We start from the raw sequence: 18,938 nt of genomic DNA on the forward strand, positions 1-18,938 counted from the left end.
CCAGCGAATTCACCCGGTCAGGGACTTACCGCACTGCCGCCTTCGGCCGCGCGCGCATCCTGCGGACTCGACACCTTTTCGAGCGCAGTGTCGTGATGCAGCAGCAGCACCGCCGCCACCCCGACCAGCCCCGCGCCCGACAGACACAGGAGGCCCGCGCCGAAGCTGCCGGTGCTGTCCTTGATCCAGCCCATCGCGTACGGCCCGAAGAAGCCCGCGAGGTTGCCGAGCGAATTGATGGCCGCGATCCCGCCCGCCGCCGCCGCGCCCGACAGGAACGACGCCGGCAGCGTCCAGATCACCGGCAGGCAGCCGAAGATGCCGAAGCCGGCGATCGAAAGCGCGATCATCTTCATGACCGGGTTGTCGAGCCCCGCCGATGCCGCGATGCCGCCCGCCGCAACCATGAGCGCGATGGCGACGTGCCATCTGCGTTCGAGCTTGCGGTCCGAATGACGTCCCCAGAGCACCATGCTGATCACGCCGACGATATACGGCAGCGAGGTAACGAACCCGGTTTGCACGTTGGTCAGGCCGAACGCCTTGACGATCTGCGGCAGGAAGAAGCTGAGGCCGTAGTTGGTCGCGTTGGCGCCGAAGTAGATGAGCGCGATCGCGAGCACACGCCGGTTCAGAATGGCTTCCTTCACACTGAAGCTATGCACGGACTCGCGATGCGCGCGCTCGTGCGCCTGGCGCGCGACGAGCCATTCGCGTTCGTCGGCGGGGAGCCAGTGGGCATCAGCGGGCTTGTCGGTCAGATAGAAGAACACGACGAAAGCGAGCAGCAGCGCAGGCATCGCTTCGATCAGGTACATCCACTGCCAGCCCTGCATGCCGGCGATGCCGTCCATCTGCAGCAGCGCGCCGGAGATAGGCGCGCCGATCACGGTCGAAAGCGGAATGGCCGCCATGAAGTAACCGACCACGCGTCCGCGATAAGCCGCCGGAAACCAGAGCGTCAGCAGGAAAATGATGCCGGGAAAGAACCCGGCTTCGGCAATGCCGAGCAGGACGCGCAGGCCGTAGAAGACATATGCCGGAGACAAGCCCATATAGCGGGAGATCTGCGGGATGTAGGCCATCGCGGCGGCGAGAATGCCCCACGTGAACATGATCCGCGCGATCCAGCGGCGCGCGCCGAATCGTTCGAGCAACAGATTGGACGGGACTTCGAAGAAGAAGTACGCGATGAAGAAAATACCAGCGCCGAAGCCGAACTGACTTGCCGAGAAGGCGAGCGCCTTGTTCATCTGCAGTGCAGCAAATCCGACGTTGACGCGGTCGAGATAAGCCACGAAGTAGCAAAGAATCAGAAACGGCACGAGCCGGATCATGACGTGCTTGATTGTGCGGTTCTCCAACTCCATCGGTGTCTCCTCCGAAATGGGTTCGCTGATTGTTTTGATTTACGTGGAGACTACTCTTTCAGCGCCGATTACAGAAGGGGTTTTTGCCCGCGCTGCACACCCGTTCCAGTAACTGGGAAAACGCGATTCCGGCGGCATTGCACCATCGTCCCGGCGCAAAAAAAGACGCCCGCCGATTGCTCGGCGGGCGTCGGTTCGCGTCGAAATGCACGCGTATCGTATGTCGTGTTTGCTGCGGTCAGCGCTTCCTGCCGGCCGCCATCGACTCGTTGCTTATCGCACGAGACACGGGCGCTTGTTGTCGAACTTCCAGTTCGGAATCAGGTATTGCATCGCGACGCCGTCGTCGCGCGCGCCGAGCCCATGCTGCTGATACAGCGCATGCGCTTTCTCGACCTCGTCCATGTCGAGTTCGACGCCGAGCCCCGCCTTTTGCGGCACCTTCACCTTACCGCCCACGATCTGCAGCGGATCGCGCGTCAGGCGCTGGCCGTCCTGCCAGATCCAGTGTGTGTCGATGGCCGTGATCTTGCCGGGCGCCGCCGCCGCGACGTGCGTGAACATCGCGAGCGAGACATCGAAGTGGTTGTTCGAATGCGAACCCCACGTGAGGCCCCAGTCGTTGCACATCTGCGCGACGCGCACCGAGCCCTGCATCGTCCAGAAGTGCGGATCGGCAAGCGGAATGTCGACCGATTGAAGCTGGATCGCGTGACCCATCTGGCGCCAGTCGGTGGCGATCATGTTGGTCGCCGTCGGGAGGCCCGTCGCGCGCCGGAATTCGGCCATCACTTCGCGCCCGGAATAACCGTTCTCGGCGCCGCACGGGTCTTCCGCGTAGGCGAGCACGTCGTGCTTGTCGCGGCACAGGCGGATCGCTTCCGCGAGCGACCACGCGCCGTTCGGATCGAGCGTCACACGCGCGTCCGGGAAACGCTCGGCAAGCGCCGTCACCGCTTCGATTTCGGCGTCGCCCGCCAGCACGCCGCCTTTCAGCTTGAAGTCGTTGAAACCGTAGCGGGCCTTGGCCGCCTCGGCGAGACGCACGACCGCCTCGGGCGTCATCGCCTCCTCGGTGCGCAGGCGTTCCCAGTCGTCGCGGCCGTCCGCGCCGCTTGCGTACGGCAGATCCGTCTTGCCGCGATCGCCGATGTAAAACAGATAGCCGAGCATCTCGACTTCCTCACGCTGCTGGCCTTCACCGACCAGCGCCGCGACTGGCACACCCAGATGCTGGCCAAGCAGGTCTAGCAGCGCCGCTTCGAGCGCCGTCACCGCGTGGATCGTCGTGCGCAGGTCGAAGGTTTGCAGGCCGCGGCCGCCAGCGTCGCGGTCGGCGAACTGCGTGCGCGCCTGGTTCAGCATCGCCTGAAGATTGCCGATCGACTGGCCGACGACGAGCGCACGCGCATCGTCGATAGTCTTGCGGATCGCTTCGCCGCCCGGCACTTCGCCGACGCCCGTATTGCCCGCGCTGTCCTTCAGGATCACGATGTTGCGCGTAAAGAACGGGCCGTGCGCGCCGGAGAGGTTCATCAGCATGCTGTCGCGGCCGGCGACCGGGACGACGCGCAGTTCGGTGACGGTCGGCGTGGCGTTGCGTTGGATCGTGTTCGTGGACATGGGAGAAGTACCTGTCAGGTTGATCAGTGCCGATCGGCGGGATCAGTGAGCTTTGCCGTGGACGATGCGAGCATCCGATTCGCGGCCGATGCGCCGGTTGCGGGTCAGAGAGTGCGTCGTATGGATGCATGTGTTACGTTGTCTGACGACAGTCTACTTTTTTGGCGATTACTTTCCAATGGCGCGTTTACCCTTGGTCGCCGTTTTCTATATAAAATAAGGGTTTTGACGTACCGACGAGGGTTATATGCTTGCCGGATCAGCTCGCCACCGAGACATCAGATGACATGCTAAACGCTCGATCCCACGAAAGTGGGTCGAGCAAATCCGGCGAATGGCTAATCCATTCATAGTTATATGACGTCTGAACGATTGGCGATCACCATGCAGACGAAGAAATTGAGCAAAGATCGATAGCGCTTGTCTCGCTCACTCCAGTTGTTATACGATGACTGATGTTGATACCATCGATTTCAGGAGACGAGATGCAGATTACCGGCGAAATGCTGATTGGCCGCCAGGCCGTGCGCGGCACCGAAAAACCCCTGCGCGCGTTCAACCCCGCGACGGGCGAAGACATCGCCGCGCCGGTTTTCGGCAGCGGCACGAAGGAAAACGTCGCGTCGGCGTGCGATCTGGCAGCGAAGGCATTCGACGCGTACCGCAACGTGCCGCTGACGGTGCGGGCGGAATTTCTGGAGCGCATCGCCGACGGCATCGCCGCGCTCGGCGACGCGCTCATCCAGCGCGCCCAGGAAGAGTCCGGCCTGCCGAAGGCGCGTCTCGAAGGCGAGCGCGGCCGCACGACCGGCCAGTTGAAGCTGTTCGCGCAAGTCGTACGCGCCGGCCAGTGGCTCTCGGCCACGCTCGATTCGCCGCTGCCCGATCGCAAGCCGCTGCCGCGTTCGGACCTGCGCATGCAGAAGATCGCACTCGGCCCGGTCGCCGTGTTCGGCGCGAGCAACTTTCCGCTGGCGTTCTCGGTGGCGGGCGGCGACACGGCCGCCGCGCTCGCCGCGGGCTGCCCCGTCGTCGTGAAGGCGCATAGCGCGCACCTCGGCACCTCCGAGATGGTCGGCCGCGTGATCCAGCAGGTCGCGCGCGATATGGACTTGCCCGAAGGCGTGTTCTCGATGATCGTCGGCGCGGGACGGACGGTCGGTGAGGCGCTCGTCGCGCACCCGGCCATCAAGGCAGTCGGCTTCACGGGCTCGCGCGCGGGCGGCACGTCGCTGATGCAGGTCGCGGCCCGCCGCCCCGAGCCGATTCCCGTCTACGCCGAAATGAGCAGCATCAACCCGGTATTCCTGTTGCCGGCAGCGCTGGCTACGCGCGGCGCGGCCATCGCGCAGGGTTTCGTCGATTCGCTCGTGCTCGGCGCCGGACAGTTCTGCACGAACCCGGGGCTCGCGATCGCCGTCGACGGACCGGATCTCGCGAAGTTCGTCGAAACGGCATCGGCAGCACTGGGCGCGAAGCCCGCGCAGACGATGCTCACGTCGGGCATTCACGCGGCGTATCGCGAAGGCGAGAGCCGCCTCGCGGGCACCGCGGGGGTCGAAGCGGTCGCGCACGGCCAGGAAGCAAGCGGCCCGACGCAGGCTTGCGCCGCGCTCTTCGTCACTGACGCCGCAACGTTCCTCGCCAAGGCCGAACTGGAAGACGAGGTGTTCGGGCCGGCGTCGACCATCGTGCGCTGCAAGGACGAACAGGAACTGGCGCGGGTCGCCGAGCATTTCGTCGGCCAGCTGACGGCCACGATCCAGATGGACCGCGACGACCTTCCGACCGCGAAGAAGCTCGTGCCGGTGCTCGAGCGCAAGGCCGGACGGATTCTCGTGAACGGCTTCCCGACGGGCGTCGAGGTGTCGCACGCGATGGTCCACGGCGGTCCGTTCCCGGCGACGTCGGACAGCCGCGTGACCTCGGTCGGCACAACGTCGATCGAGCGTTTCCTGCGTCCGGTCTGCTATCAGGATTTTCCGGCCGATCTGCTGCCCGAAGCGCTCGCCGATGCAAATCCGCTCGCGTTGTGGCGCCGTCGGGATGGCGAGATCGTGAAGGGCTGAGTTCCTCACGTTTCAGACGAAAAAAGCGGCCGACGGCCGCTTTTTTCACATGGGACTCGCGGCGCCCCGCCTTGACTCGACCCCCACCGTGGCCGAGACTACGAGTCATCGGACAACTGCGTCTTCCCGCGAACAAACGCCATCCGGGGACGTCCGATCACCGTTCAACCGCATTCAACGAAGCCGCCCATGAGCAGTCTCACCGACAAAGTCGTCACTACGCTGCGCGAACAGATCGAGCGCGGCATGCTCAGGCCCGGAGACAGGATTCCGACCGAAGTGGCGCTCATGAAGGAGCTCTCGGTAAGCCGCTCCGTGGTTCGCGAGGCGGTTTCGCGCCTGCAGGCGGCGCATGTCGTCGCGACGCGCCACGGCATCGGCACCTTCGTTCTGGAGCCGGCGGACAAGGAAGACGCGCTGCGGCTGCCCGAAGCCGATCTCTCCAGCATGCTCGACGTGATGGCGATCATCGAGTTCCGGATCGACCTGGAGGCCGCGGCGGCCGCGCTCGCCGCGACGCGCCGCACCGAACAGCATCTGAAGCAGATCGCGCAGGCGCTCAGCCGCTTCGAGGCGGAACTTGCGAACGGCAGCACCGACACGCTCGCGCACGACGTCGAGTTTCATCTGCAGATCGCGCGCGCGAGCGGCAACCGCTATTTCTTCGACGTGCTGAGACAGATGGGCCCCGGCGTGAGCCCGCGCACGCGGCTCGGCAAGGCTGAAATCGCGCAGCTGGATCAGATCGAACGGCTGCGCAACGTGCTCAACGAGCATCAGATGATCTATCAGGCGATCGTCCGGCAGGACGCCGACGACGCCCGCGCCGCGATGCGCATGCATCTGAGCAACAGCCGCGAACGGCTGCGGCGCGCGCACGAGTCGACGGCGAGCTAGGCCCGCCGCCTTTTTTACGCCGCTTCGCGTTCTTCCTGCGCGAGATGCAGGCCGTCCTTGCGCGCCTTGTGCTCGTCGATCAGGCGGTAGACGATCTCGCCCGCCACCGTCTCCGATTCCAGCAGGCGTTCCGCGATGGCGCGCAGCACCGGCTCGTTGTCGCGCAGAAGCGACTGGCACGCCTCGTTCAGATCCTTCAGAAGGATGTTCGCGTGTTCGATTGCCGCCTTCATCTGCAGGCCGGCGTACTGCGGCGGCAGCGCGGCCAGGCTGAAGAGATTGCCGTCGGCGTTGAAGCCGAACTTCGACACCATGTCGAGGCTGATCCGCGATGCCTCCTGCAAATCCTGCGCGGCCCCGCTCGACGCTTCCGAGAACGTCAGCAGTTCGGCGTTCCGGCCGCCGAGCAGCACCTGGATTTCGTTGCGCATTTCGGTCTCGCGATACAGGTGCTTGTCCTGCATCTTCGTGATCAGCGCGACGCCCAAGGCGCCGCCGCGCGGCAAAATCGTCACTTCTTCAAGCACGCCCGTGCCGAGCAGCGCGGCGACGAGCCCGTGCCCCGCCTCGTGAACCGCGATCCGCGTGCGCTCGTCTTCGTTCAGCGCGCGCTCCGCGCCGCTCACATCGCCGATACGGGCGATCTTGATCGCTTCCAGGAAATGCTTCGCCGCCACCCTGCTCTCGCCCGCCTTGCGCGCGACGAGTCCGGCCTGATTGACGATCATCGAAAGCGTCGCGGGCGAAAGTCCCGTCGACAGCCGTGCCAGCTGGTGGTAATCGATGTCGTCGGCTTTCGACTTCAGCTTCTCGGCATAGAAGCGGAAGATTTTCGCGCGGTCGTCGAGATCGGGCAGGCGCACGTGCACCGTGCGATCGAACCGGCCCGGACGGCGCAGTGCTTCGTCGATGTTGTCCGGATGGTTGGTCGCCGCGACGATGATCACGCCCTCGTTCGACTCGAAACCGTCCATCTCGGCCAGCAACTGGTTGATGACGCGGTTGCTCTCCGCTTCGGCCGGGCCGTTGCCCGTATCCGTGCGTTTCGCGAGGCCGTCCGCCTCGTCGATGAAGATCACGGTCGGCGCATTCTTGCGGGCTAGTTCGAACAGATGCTTCACCTTCTGGACGCCGACGCCGTAATACTTCGCGCTGAAATAGCTGCCAGTGATGGAGATGAAGTTCGCGCCGCATTCGCCGGCGAGCGCCTGCGCGAGCCGCGTCTTGCCGACGCCCGGGCCGCCGACCATCAGGACGCCGCACGGCGCGCGCACGCCCATGCCGGTGAACTGCTTCGCGTTACCGAGATACGCCTGGATGTCGGCGAGCGCGGCCTTCGCTTCGCCGGCGCCGATCACGTCTTCGAAGGAGAGCGTCGGCGCTTCGCCGAGCAGCTTTGCGCCGCCCGTCATCTCGCGGCGCATGAACCAGACCATCCCGCCGATCAGCAGCAGCGGTAGCACGAGGCCGAGCACGTCGCGCGTGCGGTCGAAGGTATCCATCCAGCGCGCGGCGTCCGAACGGATGTTCGCGTCCGGCAGCCATACGAGCTGATACGGCGGACGCGCATCGACTTTCATTTCGCCGAGCAGGAGCGCGTTGGAGAACGCGCCGTTGTGATCGGTGACGAAATACTTCGCGCCTGCGCGCGTCGAGACGAGGATCGCGTTGGGACTCACGCCGATGGCCGTCACGTCCTGCGTGCGGATGTCGCGCAGCATTTCGGATGCGTCTTTTTCCTGACGCGTCCAGAGCGCAGTGTCGGTGCGCATCTGGCTCGCGACGCCGTCGAGCGCCGAGTCGAGTTGCGCGCTGCGCTGTTCGTGGCGCCAGAGCGCGAAGGTGAGGACGCCGGCCAGAGCCGTGGCAGTCACGCCGAGCGTCACGTAGCGTCCATATCTGGACCAGAACGAATTTTTTTCCGGTTTCATTCCTTGAATCCTAAAGCGGGCCATATCGCGGCCGCTGACGCGCGGTCAGCGTTGAAGAGGAACGCGGGACGGACGATCGAAGCGGCTTTTGTCAGTCGAAAGCGGACAATCGCATTGATCGATGCAGACGGACGTCCACACGTGGCCGGAAAAGGACTCGCTCATGCTTTCCCATTTAACCGACCTGTACACCTAGGGCATTATGCACGGCTTACTTTCTTTTCAAATCCTCGAAAGGGGACTCAGATGGGTGTCAATTCGACGGTCGGTAAATTTGGGATTTTGGGGAAGGAGTCATGAGCGGGTTTCACCAGTCGCCACCCGTTGGCCTCACATAACCGCCCCCTTGAGCCGCGCCCAAACTCGCTCCAAAAGCCCACACCGCCGACAATCCGTCATAATTTGGGTTTTTCGATCTTCACAACGATTTGGCGGCATCTACATGACCACGATTCTTGAAAGTCTTCCGACCGGCCAGAAGGTCGGCATCGCGTTCTCCGGCGGTCTCGATACCAGCGCCGCGCTCCACTGGATGCGCATCAAGGGCGCGGTTCCCTATGCCTACACCGCCAACCTCGGCCAGCCGGACGAGGACGACTACGAACAGATTCCCCGTCGTGCAACCGAATACGGCGCCGAAGGCGCACGGCTGATCGACTGCCGCGCGCAGCTCGTCACCGAGGGCATCGCGGCGCTGCAGTGCGGCGCGTTCCACATTTCGACGGCCGGCGTCACCTATTTCAATACGACGCCCATCGGCCGCGCGGTCACCGGCACGATGCTCGTCGCGGCGATGAAGCAGGACGGCGTCAACATCTGGGGCGACGGCAGCACCTACAAAGGCAACGACATCGAGCGCTTCTACCGCTACGGCCTATTGGTGAACCCCGACCTGAAGATTTACAAGCCGTGGCTCGACCAGACGTTCATCGACGAACTCGGCGGCCGCGCGGAAATGTCGGAATTCATGAGCAAGGCGGGTTTCGCGTACAAGATGTCGGCGGAAAAGGCTTATTCGACGGATTCGAACCTGCTCGGCGCGACGCACGAGGCAAAAGATCTCGAAAGCCTCGAAAGCGGCATGCAGATCGTTAATCCGATCATGGGCGTGGCGTTCTGGCGCGACGACGTGCAGATCGCCCGCGAAACGGTGACGGTCCGCTTCGAGGAAGGCCGTCCGACCGCGCTTAACGGCGTGGAATTCGCGGATGCCGTCGAGCTGCTGCTGGAAGCGAATCGCATCGGCGGGCGCCACGGCCTCGGCATGAGCGACCAGATCGAGAACCGCATCATCGAGGCGAAGAGCCGCGGCATCTATGAAGCGCCGGGGCTCGCGCTGCTCTACATCGCATACGAGCGGCTCGTGACCGGCATCCACAACGAGGACACGATCGAGCAATACCGTGAAAACGGCCGCCGCCTCGGCCGCCTGCTGTATCAGGGACGCTGGTTCGATCCGCAGGCGATCATGCTGCGCGAAACCGCCCAGCGCTGGGTCGCCCGCGCCGTGACCGGCGAAGTGACGATCGAATTGCGCCGCGGCAACGACTACTCGATTCTTTCGACCAAATCGCCGAACCTGACCTATCAGCCGGAACGCCTGTCGATGGAAAAGGTCTCGTCGACGTTCTCGCCGCGCGATCGCATCGGGCAGCTCACGATGCGTAATCTCGACATCACCGATACGCGCGACAAGCTGCGCATCTATTCCCAGGTCGGTCTCCTGACCTCCGGCGAAGCGTCGGCACTGCCGAGCCTGAAGGACGAAACCGAGTAAGACTCGTCTCCCAGTGCGCCGCCCGGACGTCGGGCGGCGATGCGTTCTCCTGCTAGTGAAGATCCGCCGGTCCGCTCGCGACCGGCGCCCCGACGGCCGGACTCTCTGCCGGACCGTTCCCGATATCCCGCTGAAACGCCCTCAGCGCGGCCACCACGCCGATTACCATGCAGGCGACTCCGCACGCCTCTTCCCACGCCGGCCACCTTTGGCTTGCGATCAACTGACTGGCGAGACCGATCGGCAGGCGCTTCGACGCGATGGTCCACGCCCATGAGCCTGCAATCGATCCGAGCGCGGCGAGCGCGATCGAAGTCAGCAGAACCGGCGCAAATCCGTCCCGGTCCTTGTAGCGACACTCGATCCGCCTGTCCGTGGACGAGGCGATTCCGCCCCGATACCAAAATCGGTATCGCCGATAAGAAAAAAGGGATTGGACCGTCATGAGACCGAGGTCTACGCTTGCGAGCAGGTTCGACCACGAACCCTCGACCGCGGACACTGAGCCGGGCGAACGACGACAAAAACACCAATCCGCAACTATGTTGCATGGACCAGAGCAAGCGCTAAAGCGTCAACTCTGGTCGACAGGAGACGACAATGAAATCCAATCGACGGACAGTTCTCGGTACGCTTCTCTGTTCCACCCTGATTCTGGCGACCGGCCTCACCGCCCACGCCGACGAGAAGAAAATCACGCTCGGCTTCGCCCAGGTCGGCGCCGAGAGCGCCTGGCGCACCGCGAACACCGTCTCGGTGAAAAGCGCCGCGCAGCAGGCCGGCATCAACCTCAAGTTCTCCGACGCCCAGCAAAAGCAGGAAAACCAGATCAAGGCGATCCGCTCGTATATCGCGCAAAAGGTCGATGTGATCGCGTTCTCCCCGGTGGTCGAAACCGGCTGGGAGCCGATCCTGATCGAAGCGAAGAACGCCAAGATCCCGGTGATCCTGACCGACCGCAATATCGACGTGAAGGACACGTCACTCTACGTGACGATGATCGGCTCCGACTTCCTCGAAGAAGGTCGGCGCGGCGGCAAGTGGCTCGAAGAGCACTATAAGAACGATCCGGGCCCGATCAACATCGTCGAATTGCAGGGCACGGTCGGCTCGGCGCCGGCAAACGACCGCCGCGCGGGCCTGCTCGAAGTCATCAAGCACGATCCGAAGTTCAAGGTGATCGCGTCGCAGAGCGGCGACTTCACGCTCGCCGGCGGCAAGCAGGTGATGGAAGCCTTTGCCAAGACCTACGGCAAGCAGATCAACGTGGTTTATGCGCATAACGACGACATGGCGCTCGGCGCGATCCAGGCGATGGAAGAAGCCGGTATGAAGCCGGGCAAGGACATCACGGTCGTCTCCTTCGACGCCACTAAAGGCGGCTTCGAAGCGATGGTCGCGGGCAAGATCAACGTGGACGTCGAATGCAGCCCGCTGCTCGGGCCGCAGTTGATGAGCGCGGTGAAGGACGTGGTCGCGGGCAAGCAGTTGCCGAAGCGCATCGTCACGGAAGAGACGATCTTCCCGATGAGCGTCGCCGCGCAAACCTTGCCGCTGCGCAAGTACTGAGCGCTTCTCGCCGGGCCCGCCGCACGCGCGGCGGGTCCATTCGTCCTGCTTCTTCCCATGCGGAACTCGCACATGAGCGGCGCTCCTCTTCTTGAAACCATCGGATTGTCGAAGACCTTCCCCGGCGTGAAGGCGCTGAACGCCGTCGATTTCCGCCTATTTCCCGGCGAAATCCACACGCTGATGGGCCAGAACGGCGCCGGAAAGTCGACGCTCATCAACCTCCTGACCGGCGTTCACGAGCACGACGCAGGCGAAATCCGCCTGGCCGGCGAGCCCGTCAATTTCGCGACGCCGCTCGAAGCCGAAGCCGCCGGCATCCGGACGCTGTATCAGGAAGTGAACCTCTGCACGAACCTTTCGGTGGCGGAGAACGTGTTCGCCGGGCGGCATCCGAAGCGCCGCGGCGCGATCGACTGGAAGACGATTCACGCGCGCGCCGAGGCCGCTCTCGCCGAGCTGAACGTCTCGCTCGATGTCACCAAGTCGCTCGACACCTACCCGATCGCCGTGCAGCAGATGGTGGCGATCGCGCGCGCGGTGTCCGTGGACGCGCGCGTCCTGATCCTCGACGAGCCGACGTCCAGCCTCGACGACGGCGAAGTCGCTCGGCTTTTCACCGTGCTGCGCAAGCTGAAGCAGTCGGGCATCGCGATTCTGTTCGTCACGCATTTTCTCGAACAGACCTACGCCATCTCGGATCGAATCACGATCATGCGCAACGGCGAGCGCGAAGGCGAATATCTGGCCAAGGACCTGCCGGTCGAACTGCTCGTCGCGAAGATGGTCGGCCATGAACGGATGACCGAACGGCTGAAGCGCGCCGAATCGGAGCAGCCCGCGGAGAAATCGGCGGTGCCGCCGTTTCTCGAAATGCACGGCGTCGGACGGCGCGGGCTGATGAATCCCGTCGATATCGACGTGCAGCCCGGCCAGATTCTCGGCCTCGCGGGCCTGCTCGGCTCGGGCCGCACCGAAACCGCGCGACTCCTGTTCGGCGCCGAGCGCGCGGACGCCGGCACGATCACGGTCGGCGGCAAGGAGACGCGGCTTCATTCGCCGCGCGACGCGGTGCGCCACGGCATCGGCTACTGCCCGGAAGACCGCAAGAAGGAAGGGATCATCGCGGACCTGTCGATTCGCGAGAACATCATCCTCGCGCTGCAGGCGCGGCGCGGCTGGTGGCGCGCGATCGGCAAAGCGAAACAGCGCGAAATGGCCGACGACTGCATCAAGCAACTTGGCATCAAGGCGCGCGACGCCGAACAGCCGATCGGCCTCCTGTCTGGCGGCAACCAGCAGAAGGCGCTGCTCGCGCGCTGGCTCGTGATCCAGCCGAAGATGCTGATTCTCGACGAACCCACGCGCGGCATCGACATCGGCGCCAAATTCGAGATCATGGATCGCATGCTGGCGCTCTGCGCGAAGGGCCTCGGCATCCTGTTCATCTCGTCGGAAGTGAGCGAGGTCGTGCGCGTGAGCCATCGGATCGCAGTGCTGCGCGACCGGCGCAAGGTCGCCGAAGTCGCGGGCAACGAGGCCTCGGAAGATCAGGTGTATCGACTCATTGCAGGAGAACAGCGATGAACCGCCTCTCCTCGATGCTGCGTCATCCGCTCGCGTGGCCCTGCCTCACGCTCGTGCTGCTCGTCATGCTCGATCTCGCGCACAACCCGGCGTTTCTCTCGATTTCCGTCCTCGACGGCCACCTGTTCGGCGCGCCCATCGACATCCTGAACCGCGCGGCGCCGCTCGTGCTCGTGTCGCTCGGCATGACGCTCGTGATCGCGACGCGCGGCATCGACATTTCGGTCGGCGCGGTGGTCGCGATCGCCGGCGCGGCCGCGGCCAGCATCCTCGCCGCCGATCCGTCGCAAGTCGGCATGGCGATCCTCGCCGCGCTCGCGGCCGGCCTCCTCGCCGGCATGTGGAACGGCCTGCTGGTCGCCATCGTCGGCATGCAGCCCATCATCGCGACGCTGATCCTGATGGTGGCCGGACGCGGCGTCGCGCAGTTGCTGACCGGCGGACAGATCATTCCGATCGGCGCGCGCAATTACCTCTTGCTGGGCGGCGGTTATCTGGCGCTGATTCCGTGCTCGATGTGGATCGCGGCGGCGGCCATCGCTGTGACCACGCTTCTCATGAACCGCACCGCGCTCGGGCTCTTTATCCGCGCGATCGGCATCAATCCGGTCGCGACGCGGCTGGCCGGCCTGCGTTCGAGCGCAATCGTCTTCGGCGTGTACACGTTCTCCGGGCTGACGGCGGCAATCGCGGGCATTCTGGCAAGCTCCAACGTGCGCAGCGCCGACGGCAACAACGCCGGCCTCCTCTTGGAACTCGACGCGATTCTCGCCGTGACGCTCGGCGGCACGTCGCTGCTCGGCGGGCGGTTCAGTTTGGCTGGCACGGTGCTCGGCGCACTCATCATCCAGACGCTGACCTATACGACGTACTCCATCGGCGTGCCGCCCGAAGCGACGCTGGTCGTCAAGGCGGCGGTCGTGCTGATGGTGAGCGTGATCCAGTCGACGAGCGCGCGCGCGTTCATCGCACGGCAGGTGCGGCGCGCATTCCCGGCCGCGACCAAAAGAACCATGACGGAGGGCGCACAATGAGGAATCTCATGGACCGGCTCGTCGATCCGCGCACGCTGCCCATCGTCGTCACCGTTGCGCTGTTTGCGGCGCTGCTGGCCTTCGGCTCGGTGATGTACACCGGATTCTTCTCGCTGCAGGTGTTCGCGGGTCTCCTGATCGACAACGCGTTCCTGCTGATCGTCGCGATCGGCATGACGTTCGTGATCGTGTCGGGCGGCATCGATCTGTCGGTCGGTTCGGTCGTCGCGCTGACGACGATTCTCTGCGCCCTCTTCACCGAACGGTTCCACTGGCCCGTCTGGATCATCCTGCCGCTCGTGCTCGCGTTCGGCGCGCTCTACGGCGCCGCGATGGGCGCGATGATCCACTTCTTCCGCCTGCAGCCGTTCATCGTGACGCTGGCGGGCATGTTCCTCGCGCGCGGCGCGTGCTTCCTCATCACGACGCAATCGATCACGATCAGCGATCCGACCTTCCGCGTGCTCTCCGCGTTTCATCTCGACCTGGGCGGGGCGTCGCTCACGACCGGCGCGCTCATCGCGATTGCCGTGCTCGCCGGCGCGGTGTTCGTCGCGCACTACACGCGCTTCGGGCGCAACGTCTACGCGATCGGCGGCAACGAACGCTCCGCGGTGCTGATGGGCCTGCCGGTGGCGCGCACCAAGGTGGGCGTCTACGCGCTCTCGGGATTCTGCTCCGCGCTCGGCGGCGTCGTGTTCACGCTCTACGTGCTCTCGGGCTACGGACTGCAGGGACAAGGCATGGAACTCGACGCCATCGCGGCGACCGTGATCGGCGGCACGCTGCTGACAGGCGGCGTAGGCTATGTCGTCGGCACGCTGTTCGGCGTCGGCATCCTCGGCACGATCCAGACGCTGATCACCTTCGATGGCACGCTCAGTTCATGGTGGACGCGCATCGTGATCGGCGCGCTCCTCTGCGCGTTCTGCCTGTTGCAGCGGCTCATCGAACGGCACGCCGGGCGCCGCAGGTCGAACGGCACGATGCTCGGTGAGCGCGCTGGTGCGAAACAGCCGCGCCGCGCGCCGGTTCCGCCCGACGCGGTGAACAAGGCGGCCAGCAACGCCGAGTCCCTGACGCCCAAGCAAAGCACTTGAAACTCCACCAAACGATAGACGGAAATCCGCATGTCCAGTGACGAAAAACGCCCTCTCCGCTCCGCCCGCTGGTTCGGCACCGCCGACAAGAACGGCTTCATGTACCGAAGCTGGATGAAAAACCAGGGCATCCCGGACCACGAGTTCCAGGGAAAGCCCATCATCGGCATCTGCAACACGTGGTCCGAACTCACGCCGTGCAACGCGCATTTCCGCAAGCTCGCCGAACACGTGAAGCGCGGCGTGTCCGAGGCGGGCGGCTTTCCGGTCGAGTTTCCGGTGTTCTCCAACGGCGAATCGAACCTGCGCCCGACGGCCATGTTCACGCGCAATCTCGCCAGCATGGACGTCGAGGAATCGATTCGCGGCAATCCGGTTGACGCCGTCGTGCTGCTGGTCGGCTGCGACAAGACCACGCCCGCGCTCCTGATGGGCGCGGCCAGTTGCGACGTGCCCGCGATCGTCGTGAGCGGCGGTCCGATGCTGAACGGCAAGCACAAGGGCCGCGACATCGGCTCGGGCACGGTCGTGTGGCAACTGAGCGAGCAGGTGAAGGCCGGCAAGATCACGCTGCACGAATTCATGTCGGCGGAAGCGGGCATGTCGCGCTCGGCGGGCACCTGCAACACGATGGGCACGGCGTCGACGATGGCCTGCATGGCCGAAGCGCTCGGCGTCACGCTGCCGCACAATGCCGCGATTCCGGCGGTCGACTCACGTCGCTACGTGCTCGCGCACATGTCGGGCATGCGGATCGTCGAGATGGCGCTGGAAGATCTGCGCCTCTCGAAGCTGCTGACGCGCGAGGCGTTCGAGAACGCGATCCGCGTGAACGCGGCGATCGGCGGCTCGACCAATGCGGCGATTCACCTGAAGGCGATTGCGGGGCGCATCGGCGTGAATCTCGAACTCGACGACTGGACGCGCATCGGCCGCGGCACGCCGACGCTCGTCGACCTGCAGCCGTCCGGGCGCTTCCTGATGGAGGAGTTCTATTACGCGGGCGGTCTGCCCGGCGTGATCCGGCGGCTCGGCGAGGCGGGTCTGATCCCGCATCCCGACGCACTGACGGCGAACGGCCTGTCGCTTTGGGAGAACGTGAAGGAAGCGCCGATCCACGACGAAGAAGTGATCCGTCCGCTCGACAAGCCGCTCGTCGACGATGGCGGCCTGTGCATCGTGCGCGGCAATCTCGCGCCGAACGGCGCGGTGGTGAAGCCTTCCGCCGCGACGCCGGCGCTTTTGAAGCATCGCGGCCGCGCGGTCGTGTTCGAGAATTTCGACGACTACAAGGCGCGCATCGCCGATCCGGAACTGGATGTCGATGCCAGTTCCGTTCTCGTGCTGAAGAACTGCGGACCGAAGGGTTATCCGGGCATGGCGGAAGTGGGCAACATGGGCTTGCCGCCCAAGCTGCTCGCGCAAGGCGTGACGGACATGGTGCGGATCTCGGATGCGCGCATGAGCGGCACCGCGTACGGCACGGTGGTGCTGCACGTCGCGCCGGAAGCGCGCGCGGGCGGGCCGCTCGCGGTCGTCAGGGAAGGCGACTGGATCGAACTCGATTGTCTCGGCGGCACGGTGCATCTGGACGTGAGCGACGCCGAACTGAGCGCGCGTCTCGCCGACTGGGCGGAGTCGCAGACGGCCGTGCCCGAGGATGCGAGCGGGTATCGGAAGCTTTACGTCGAGCACGTGCTGCAGGCCGACCAGGGATGCGACTTCGATTTTCTGGTCGGATGTCGCGGAGCGGACGTGCCGCGGCATTCGCATTGAGGTTTTTTTGATTTACAACGTGCGATGTTTGGCGCTTTCGCGGAACTTGCTTTCTTTGTGGTCTTCTAGCACTGCCCCCGTCCGGGGCGGCGCAGCTTTTCATGCAGCAGTCTTAGGACGGCAACGCATCTGAAGTACCGAGTGCACATAGCGCCTGAGTGTCGTCAAGGGACTTAGGGCTTGGTACGATTAATCACTGTGTCGTCGCACGGTGGCGGCGAAAGACGGATGCATGAGCGAGCCGCCGCCATTTAGCCAGCGCTTGTATCGCAATCATCCTTATTCGGGAAAAGAAGCGCGCCGCGCCCATTCTCGGGTGCACGCTTCGCTCGAAACGCCCGCGTTTGCACAGGCGTTACGAGTTAATATCCCAATAGGCCGTCAAGCCTATTCCAGAGCAACCACGCGCTGGATTTCACAGAACAGCCAAGACCCACACGCATTTCTCACGCAACGTCAAAATTTGTGAATTCGACACCCGCCTGCAGGCGTCTGGTTGCGAATTTTCCATTTGCTTTTTATGCTGGCGAGGTCACCAATCCTGACTGGCGTTGATACTTACAGGAGACCCGCACATGCCGGAAAATAGGGATAACGAATCGAACAAATTTATTTACACCTACCTGTGCCACTTTAATACGAAGGAGTAGCCATGCTCAAAGCAGCAGTGCGGCACGGCGACCCGACGACGACACGCGGTTTCGTTATGGCTTATTCGTCCACGATTCACGATGACGGCAAAAAGGTTGCACTAAACGGTGACGAAGCGACCTGTGGCAACTGCGAAGGCGTATTCAGGATTTTCGGGCCGGCCAGGGAATGTCCGAAAAGGGCCGCGTGGTAGTGGTTGACGGTGATCGGGTGCTGTGTCCGTGCAAGAAGAACCGGGTGATCGTCGGCGGCGATCCGGGTATTTTTCTCAGTATTACAGACGGCTCGACGAATGCGAGCAGCGCTTCTACCGCAGCATCCCCTTTGCAAGCCTTAGATGAGGTGCAGCATATCCGCTGGTGCATAGTGCGGGACAGCGTTACTGGCGAGCCGGTGATCAACCGAGATTTTATTGCCGATATTGAAGGCGCGAGGCAGTTCGGAAGAACAGATGGACAAGGCTACGCAAAGATCGAGAGCAACGGTGACCGGCCGTTCAACATCCATGTCATCTTTTCCTCGCCGAAGCGCGTCCTGAAACCTCGTCAAAGAAGTTAGAGATGGCAGCAGACTACGACATTGAGCATTGGACGTCGGCTCATACAATGGCGGGCAGCAGGAAAGACGACGCGGTCTTGATCAAGGTCGACAATCGGGCCGCGACGCGACAAGCGATCATCAGCCATGTTCGAAAGAACGGCATGAATTTTGTGGAACGATCCGACTGGGCTGCGCACAAGAATCGCTCTGAGCGGATGCGCGACGACTGGGACTACACCAAGATTGCCATCCACCACGCGGGACGTAGCTTCACGTGTGGTCCCGCGGCGCTTCAAATGCAGGAAATCCAGGACATGCAGATGGATCGGAGGAAAGCGGCGAGCGACGATATCGGTTATCACTAGGCACTTGACTGCTTCGGCAATGTATTCGAAGGCCGGGATATCCGGTTCAAGGGCGAGAATGTGCACAACTACAATACGGGCGTTATCGGCATCGTGCTCCTCGAGAACTTGACCACCCCGGATGAAGGTCGCGATGGAATCGCAATGGTCCGGGAGTTATTCGACGCTATCGGTTTCAATGAGCGGACGCGCGTACCCGAGAGACAAAAGCAATCGCTCGAAGCATTCATCGCGATTTTGCGCGAGTTCTATTACATAGATACGCTTGGTGGTCACCGCGAGTTCCCTGGCCAATTGGGCGAGGGAAAGACTTGCCCAGGCAATTTCGGCTTGGCGCTCGTCAAAGATTTGCGGAAATCGACTGGGCTCAGCGCGCCATGAATGCCAGTCGCAGATGGCTGACCGCAATTGCAGGTATAGGGGTGGTATTTGTGGCGATCGCGTACACCGGCTACGTCAATTCGTATCTCGATCACGAGACGCAGACTACATTCTTCTTGAAGGGCGGCCTCAAAAGTGAGGTGCAACACTTATTTCGTATAAGGTGTTGCAATGCCCGACAAAACTACTTCATACCAGCACCTTCAACCTGAAGAACGCCTCGCCATCGCAAGCCTACGACTGCAGGACGTGAGCATTCGGGCCATGG

General features: G+C 63.5%; 16 protein-coding genes. 13 read left to right on the forward strand and 3 right to left on the reverse strand.

Annotation, left to right across the window (positions count from 1 at the left end; all coding sequences use genetic code 11):
• Window positions 1–17 precede the first annotated feature (17 nt).
• Together AWB81_RS28010 and gudD are read right to left on the reverse strand one after the other, a co-directional pair.
• On the reverse strand, window positions 18–1,370 hold the full coding sequence (locus AWB81_RS28010; RefSeq protein ID WP_062639778.1) for an MFS transporter: 1,353 nt from the start codon (window positions 1,368–1,370) through the stop codon (window positions 18–20).
• A 273-nt stretch (window positions 1,371–1,643) separates the two neighbouring features.
• Complete coding sequence (gene gudD, locus AWB81_RS28015) at window positions 1,644–2,993, reverse strand: glucarate dehydratase (protein ID WP_062639779.1); 1,350 nt, start codon at window positions 2,991–2,993, stop codon at window positions 1,644–1,646.
• Between the two features lie 485 nt (window positions 2,994–3,478).
• On the opposite strand from gudD, the gene AWB81_RS28020 reads away from it, so the two are divergent.
• Together AWB81_RS28020 and AWB81_RS28025 are read left to right on the forward strand one after the other, a co-directional pair.
• Entirely contained in the window at window positions 3,479–5,062 is a 1,584-nt protein-coding gene (locus tag AWB81_RS28020) for an aldehyde dehydrogenase (NADP(+)) (protein ID WP_062639780.1), read from the forward strand.
• Between the two features lie 189 nt (window positions 5,063–5,251).
• Complete coding sequence (locus AWB81_RS28025) at window positions 5,252–5,959, forward strand: FadR/GntR family transcriptional regulator (RefSeq protein WP_062639781.1); 708 nt, start codon at window positions 5,252–5,254, stop codon at window positions 5,957–5,959.
• Window positions 5,960–5,973: 14 nt separating this feature from the next.
• Here AWB81_RS28025 and AWB81_RS28030 read toward each other — a convergent pair whose 3' ends face one another.
• Window positions 5,974–7,890 (reverse strand): AAA family ATPase, encoded by a 1,917-nt coding sequence (locus tag AWB81_RS28030; RefSeq protein WP_062639782.1) that lies wholly within the window; start codon window positions 7,888–7,890, stop codon window positions 5,974–5,976.
• A gap of 442 nt (window positions 7,891–8,332) precedes the next feature.
• Here AWB81_RS28030 and argG point away from each other — a divergent pair, with 442 nt between their 5' ends.
• The 11 genes from argG (at window position 8,333) to AWB81_RS47030 (ending at window position 18,670) form a co-directional block, all read left to right on the forward strand.
• On the forward strand, window positions 8,333–9,667 hold the full coding sequence (gene argG, locus AWB81_RS28035; RefSeq protein ID WP_062639783.1) for an argininosuccinate synthase: 1,335 nt from the start codon (window positions 8,333–8,335) through the stop codon (window positions 9,665–9,667).
• A 600-nt stretch (window positions 9,668–10,267) separates the two neighbouring features.
• Complete coding sequence (locus AWB81_RS28045; protein WP_062639785.1) at window positions 10,268–11,236, forward strand: ABC transporter substrate-binding protein; 969 nt, start codon at window positions 10,268–10,270, stop codon at window positions 11,234–11,236.
• Window positions 11,237–11,308: 72 nt separating this feature from the next.
• On the forward strand, window positions 11,309–12,823 hold the full coding sequence (locus AWB81_RS28050) for a sugar ABC transporter ATP-binding protein (RefSeq protein WP_062639786.1): 1,515 nt from the start codon (window positions 11,309–11,311) through the stop codon (window positions 12,821–12,823).
• Window positions 12,820–13,857 carry an ABC transporter permease gene (locus AWB81_RS28055; protein ID WP_062639787.1) on the forward strand — a complete coding sequence of 346 codons (1,038 nt, stop codon included), beginning with the start codon at window positions 12,820–12,822 and terminating at the stop codon, window positions 13,855–13,857. Before AWB81_RS28050 ends, AWB81_RS28055 begins: the two co-directional genes overlap by 4 nt.
• The gene (yjfF, locus tag AWB81_RS28060) at window positions 13,854–14,957 is read left to right on the forward strand and encodes a galactofuranose ABC transporter, permease protein YjfF (protein ID WP_062639788.1); all 1,104 of its coding nucleotides are present in this window, start codon (window positions 13,854–13,856) and stop codon (window positions 14,955–14,957) included. Before AWB81_RS28055 ends, yjfF begins: the two co-directional genes overlap by 4 nt.
• Window positions 14,958–14,987: 30 nt before the next feature.
• Complete coding sequence (locus AWB81_RS28065; RefSeq protein WP_062639789.1) at window positions 14,988–16,733, forward strand: IlvD/Edd family dehydratase; 1,746 nt, start codon at window positions 14,988–14,990, stop codon at window positions 16,731–16,733.
• A 232-nt stretch (window positions 16,734–16,965) separates the two neighbouring features.
• Window positions 16,966–17,202, forward strand: a complete 237-nt coding sequence (locus AWB81_RS44935; protein ID WP_143753561.1) for a hypothetical protein — start codon at window positions 16,966–16,968, stop codon at window positions 17,200–17,202.
• Between the two features lie 183 nt (window positions 17,203–17,385).
• Window positions 17,386–17,577, forward strand: a complete 192-nt coding sequence (locus tag AWB81_RS28070; RefSeq protein ID WP_200822562.1) for a PAAR domain-containing protein — start codon at window positions 17,386–17,388, stop codon at window positions 17,575–17,577.
• Window positions 17,553–17,942, forward strand: a complete 390-nt coding sequence (locus AWB81_RS46490; RefSeq protein WP_062639790.1) for a hypothetical protein — start codon at window positions 17,553–17,555, stop codon at window positions 17,940–17,942. Before AWB81_RS28070 ends, AWB81_RS46490 begins: the two co-directional genes overlap by 25 nt.
• A gap of 2 nt (window positions 17,943–17,944) precedes the next feature.
• The gene (locus AWB81_RS47025) at window positions 17,945–18,289 is read left to right on the forward strand and encodes a hypothetical protein (RefSeq protein WP_235025936.1); all 345 of its coding nucleotides are present in this window, start codon (window positions 17,945–17,947) and stop codon (window positions 18,287–18,289) included.
• A 60-nt stretch (window positions 18,290–18,349) separates the two neighbouring features.
• Window positions 18,350–18,670, forward strand: a complete 321-nt coding sequence (locus tag AWB81_RS47030) for a peptidoglycan recognition protein family protein (protein WP_235025937.1) — start codon at window positions 18,350–18,352, stop codon at window positions 18,668–18,670.
• Window positions 18,671–18,938: the final 268 nt, after the last annotated feature.

It is taken from the genome of Caballeronia arationis (assembly GCF_001544975.2).
GTDB lineage: Bacteria > Pseudomonadota > Gammaproteobacteria > Burkholderiales > Burkholderiaceae > Caballeronia > Caballeronia arationis.

Bases quoted from the DNA above. Each gene is read 5' to 3' on its own strand.
- AWB81_RS28070 (WP_200822562.1), top strand. From the start codon at position 17,386: ATGCTCAAAGCAGCAGTGCGGCACGGCGACCCGACGACGACACGCGGT.
- AWB81_RS28050 (WP_062639786.1), top strand. From the start codon at position 11,309: ATGAGCGGCGCTCCTCTTCTTGAAACCATCGGATTGTCGAAGACCTTC.
- argG (WP_062639783.1), top strand. From the start codon at position 8,333: ATGACCACGATTCTTGAAAGTCTTCCGACCGGCCAGAAGGTCGGCATC.
- gudD (WP_062639779.1), bottom strand. From the start codon at position 2,993: ATGTCCACGAACACGATCCAACGCAACGCCACGCCGACCGTCACCGAA.
- AWB81_RS28020 (WP_062639780.1), top strand. From the start codon at position 3,479: ATGCAGATTACCGGCGAAATGCTGATTGGCCGCCAGGCCGTGCGCGGC.
- AWB81_RS28030 (WP_062639782.1), bottom strand. From the start codon at position 7,890: ATGAAACCGGAAAAAAATTCGTTCTGGTCCAGATATGGACGCTACGTG.
- AWB81_RS28010 (WP_062639778.1), bottom strand. From the start codon at position 1,370: ATGGAGTTGGAGAACCGCACAATCAAGCACGTCATGATCCGGCTCGTG.
- AWB81_RS46490 (WP_062639790.1), top strand. From the start codon at position 17,553: ATGTCCGAAAAGGGCCGCGTGGTAGTGGTTGACGGTGATCGGGTGCTG.
- AWB81_RS47025 (WP_235025936.1), top strand. From the start codon at position 17,945: ATGGCAGCAGACTACGACATTGAGCATTGGACGTCGGCTCATACAATG.
- AWB81_RS28055 (WP_062639787.1), top strand. From the start codon at position 12,820: ATGAACCGCCTCTCCTCGATGCTGCGTCATCCGCTCGCGTGGCCCTGC.
- yjfF (WP_062639788.1), top strand. From the start codon at position 13,854: ATGAGGAATCTCATGGACCGGCTCGTCGATCCGCGCACGCTGCCCATC.
- AWB81_RS28065 (WP_062639789.1), top strand. From the start codon at position 14,988: ATGTCCAGTGACGAAAAACGCCCTCTCCGCTCCGCCCGCTGGTTCGGC.
- AWB81_RS28045 (WP_062639785.1), top strand. From the start codon at position 10,268: ATGAAATCCAATCGACGGACAGTTCTCGGTACGCTTCTCTGTTCCACC.
- AWB81_RS44935 (WP_143753561.1), top strand. From the start codon at position 16,966: ATGAGCGAGCCGCCGCCATTTAGCCAGCGCTTGTATCGCAATCATCCT.
- AWB81_RS28025 (WP_062639781.1), top strand. From the start codon at position 5,252: ATGAGCAGTCTCACCGACAAAGTCGTCACTACGCTGCGCGAACAGATC.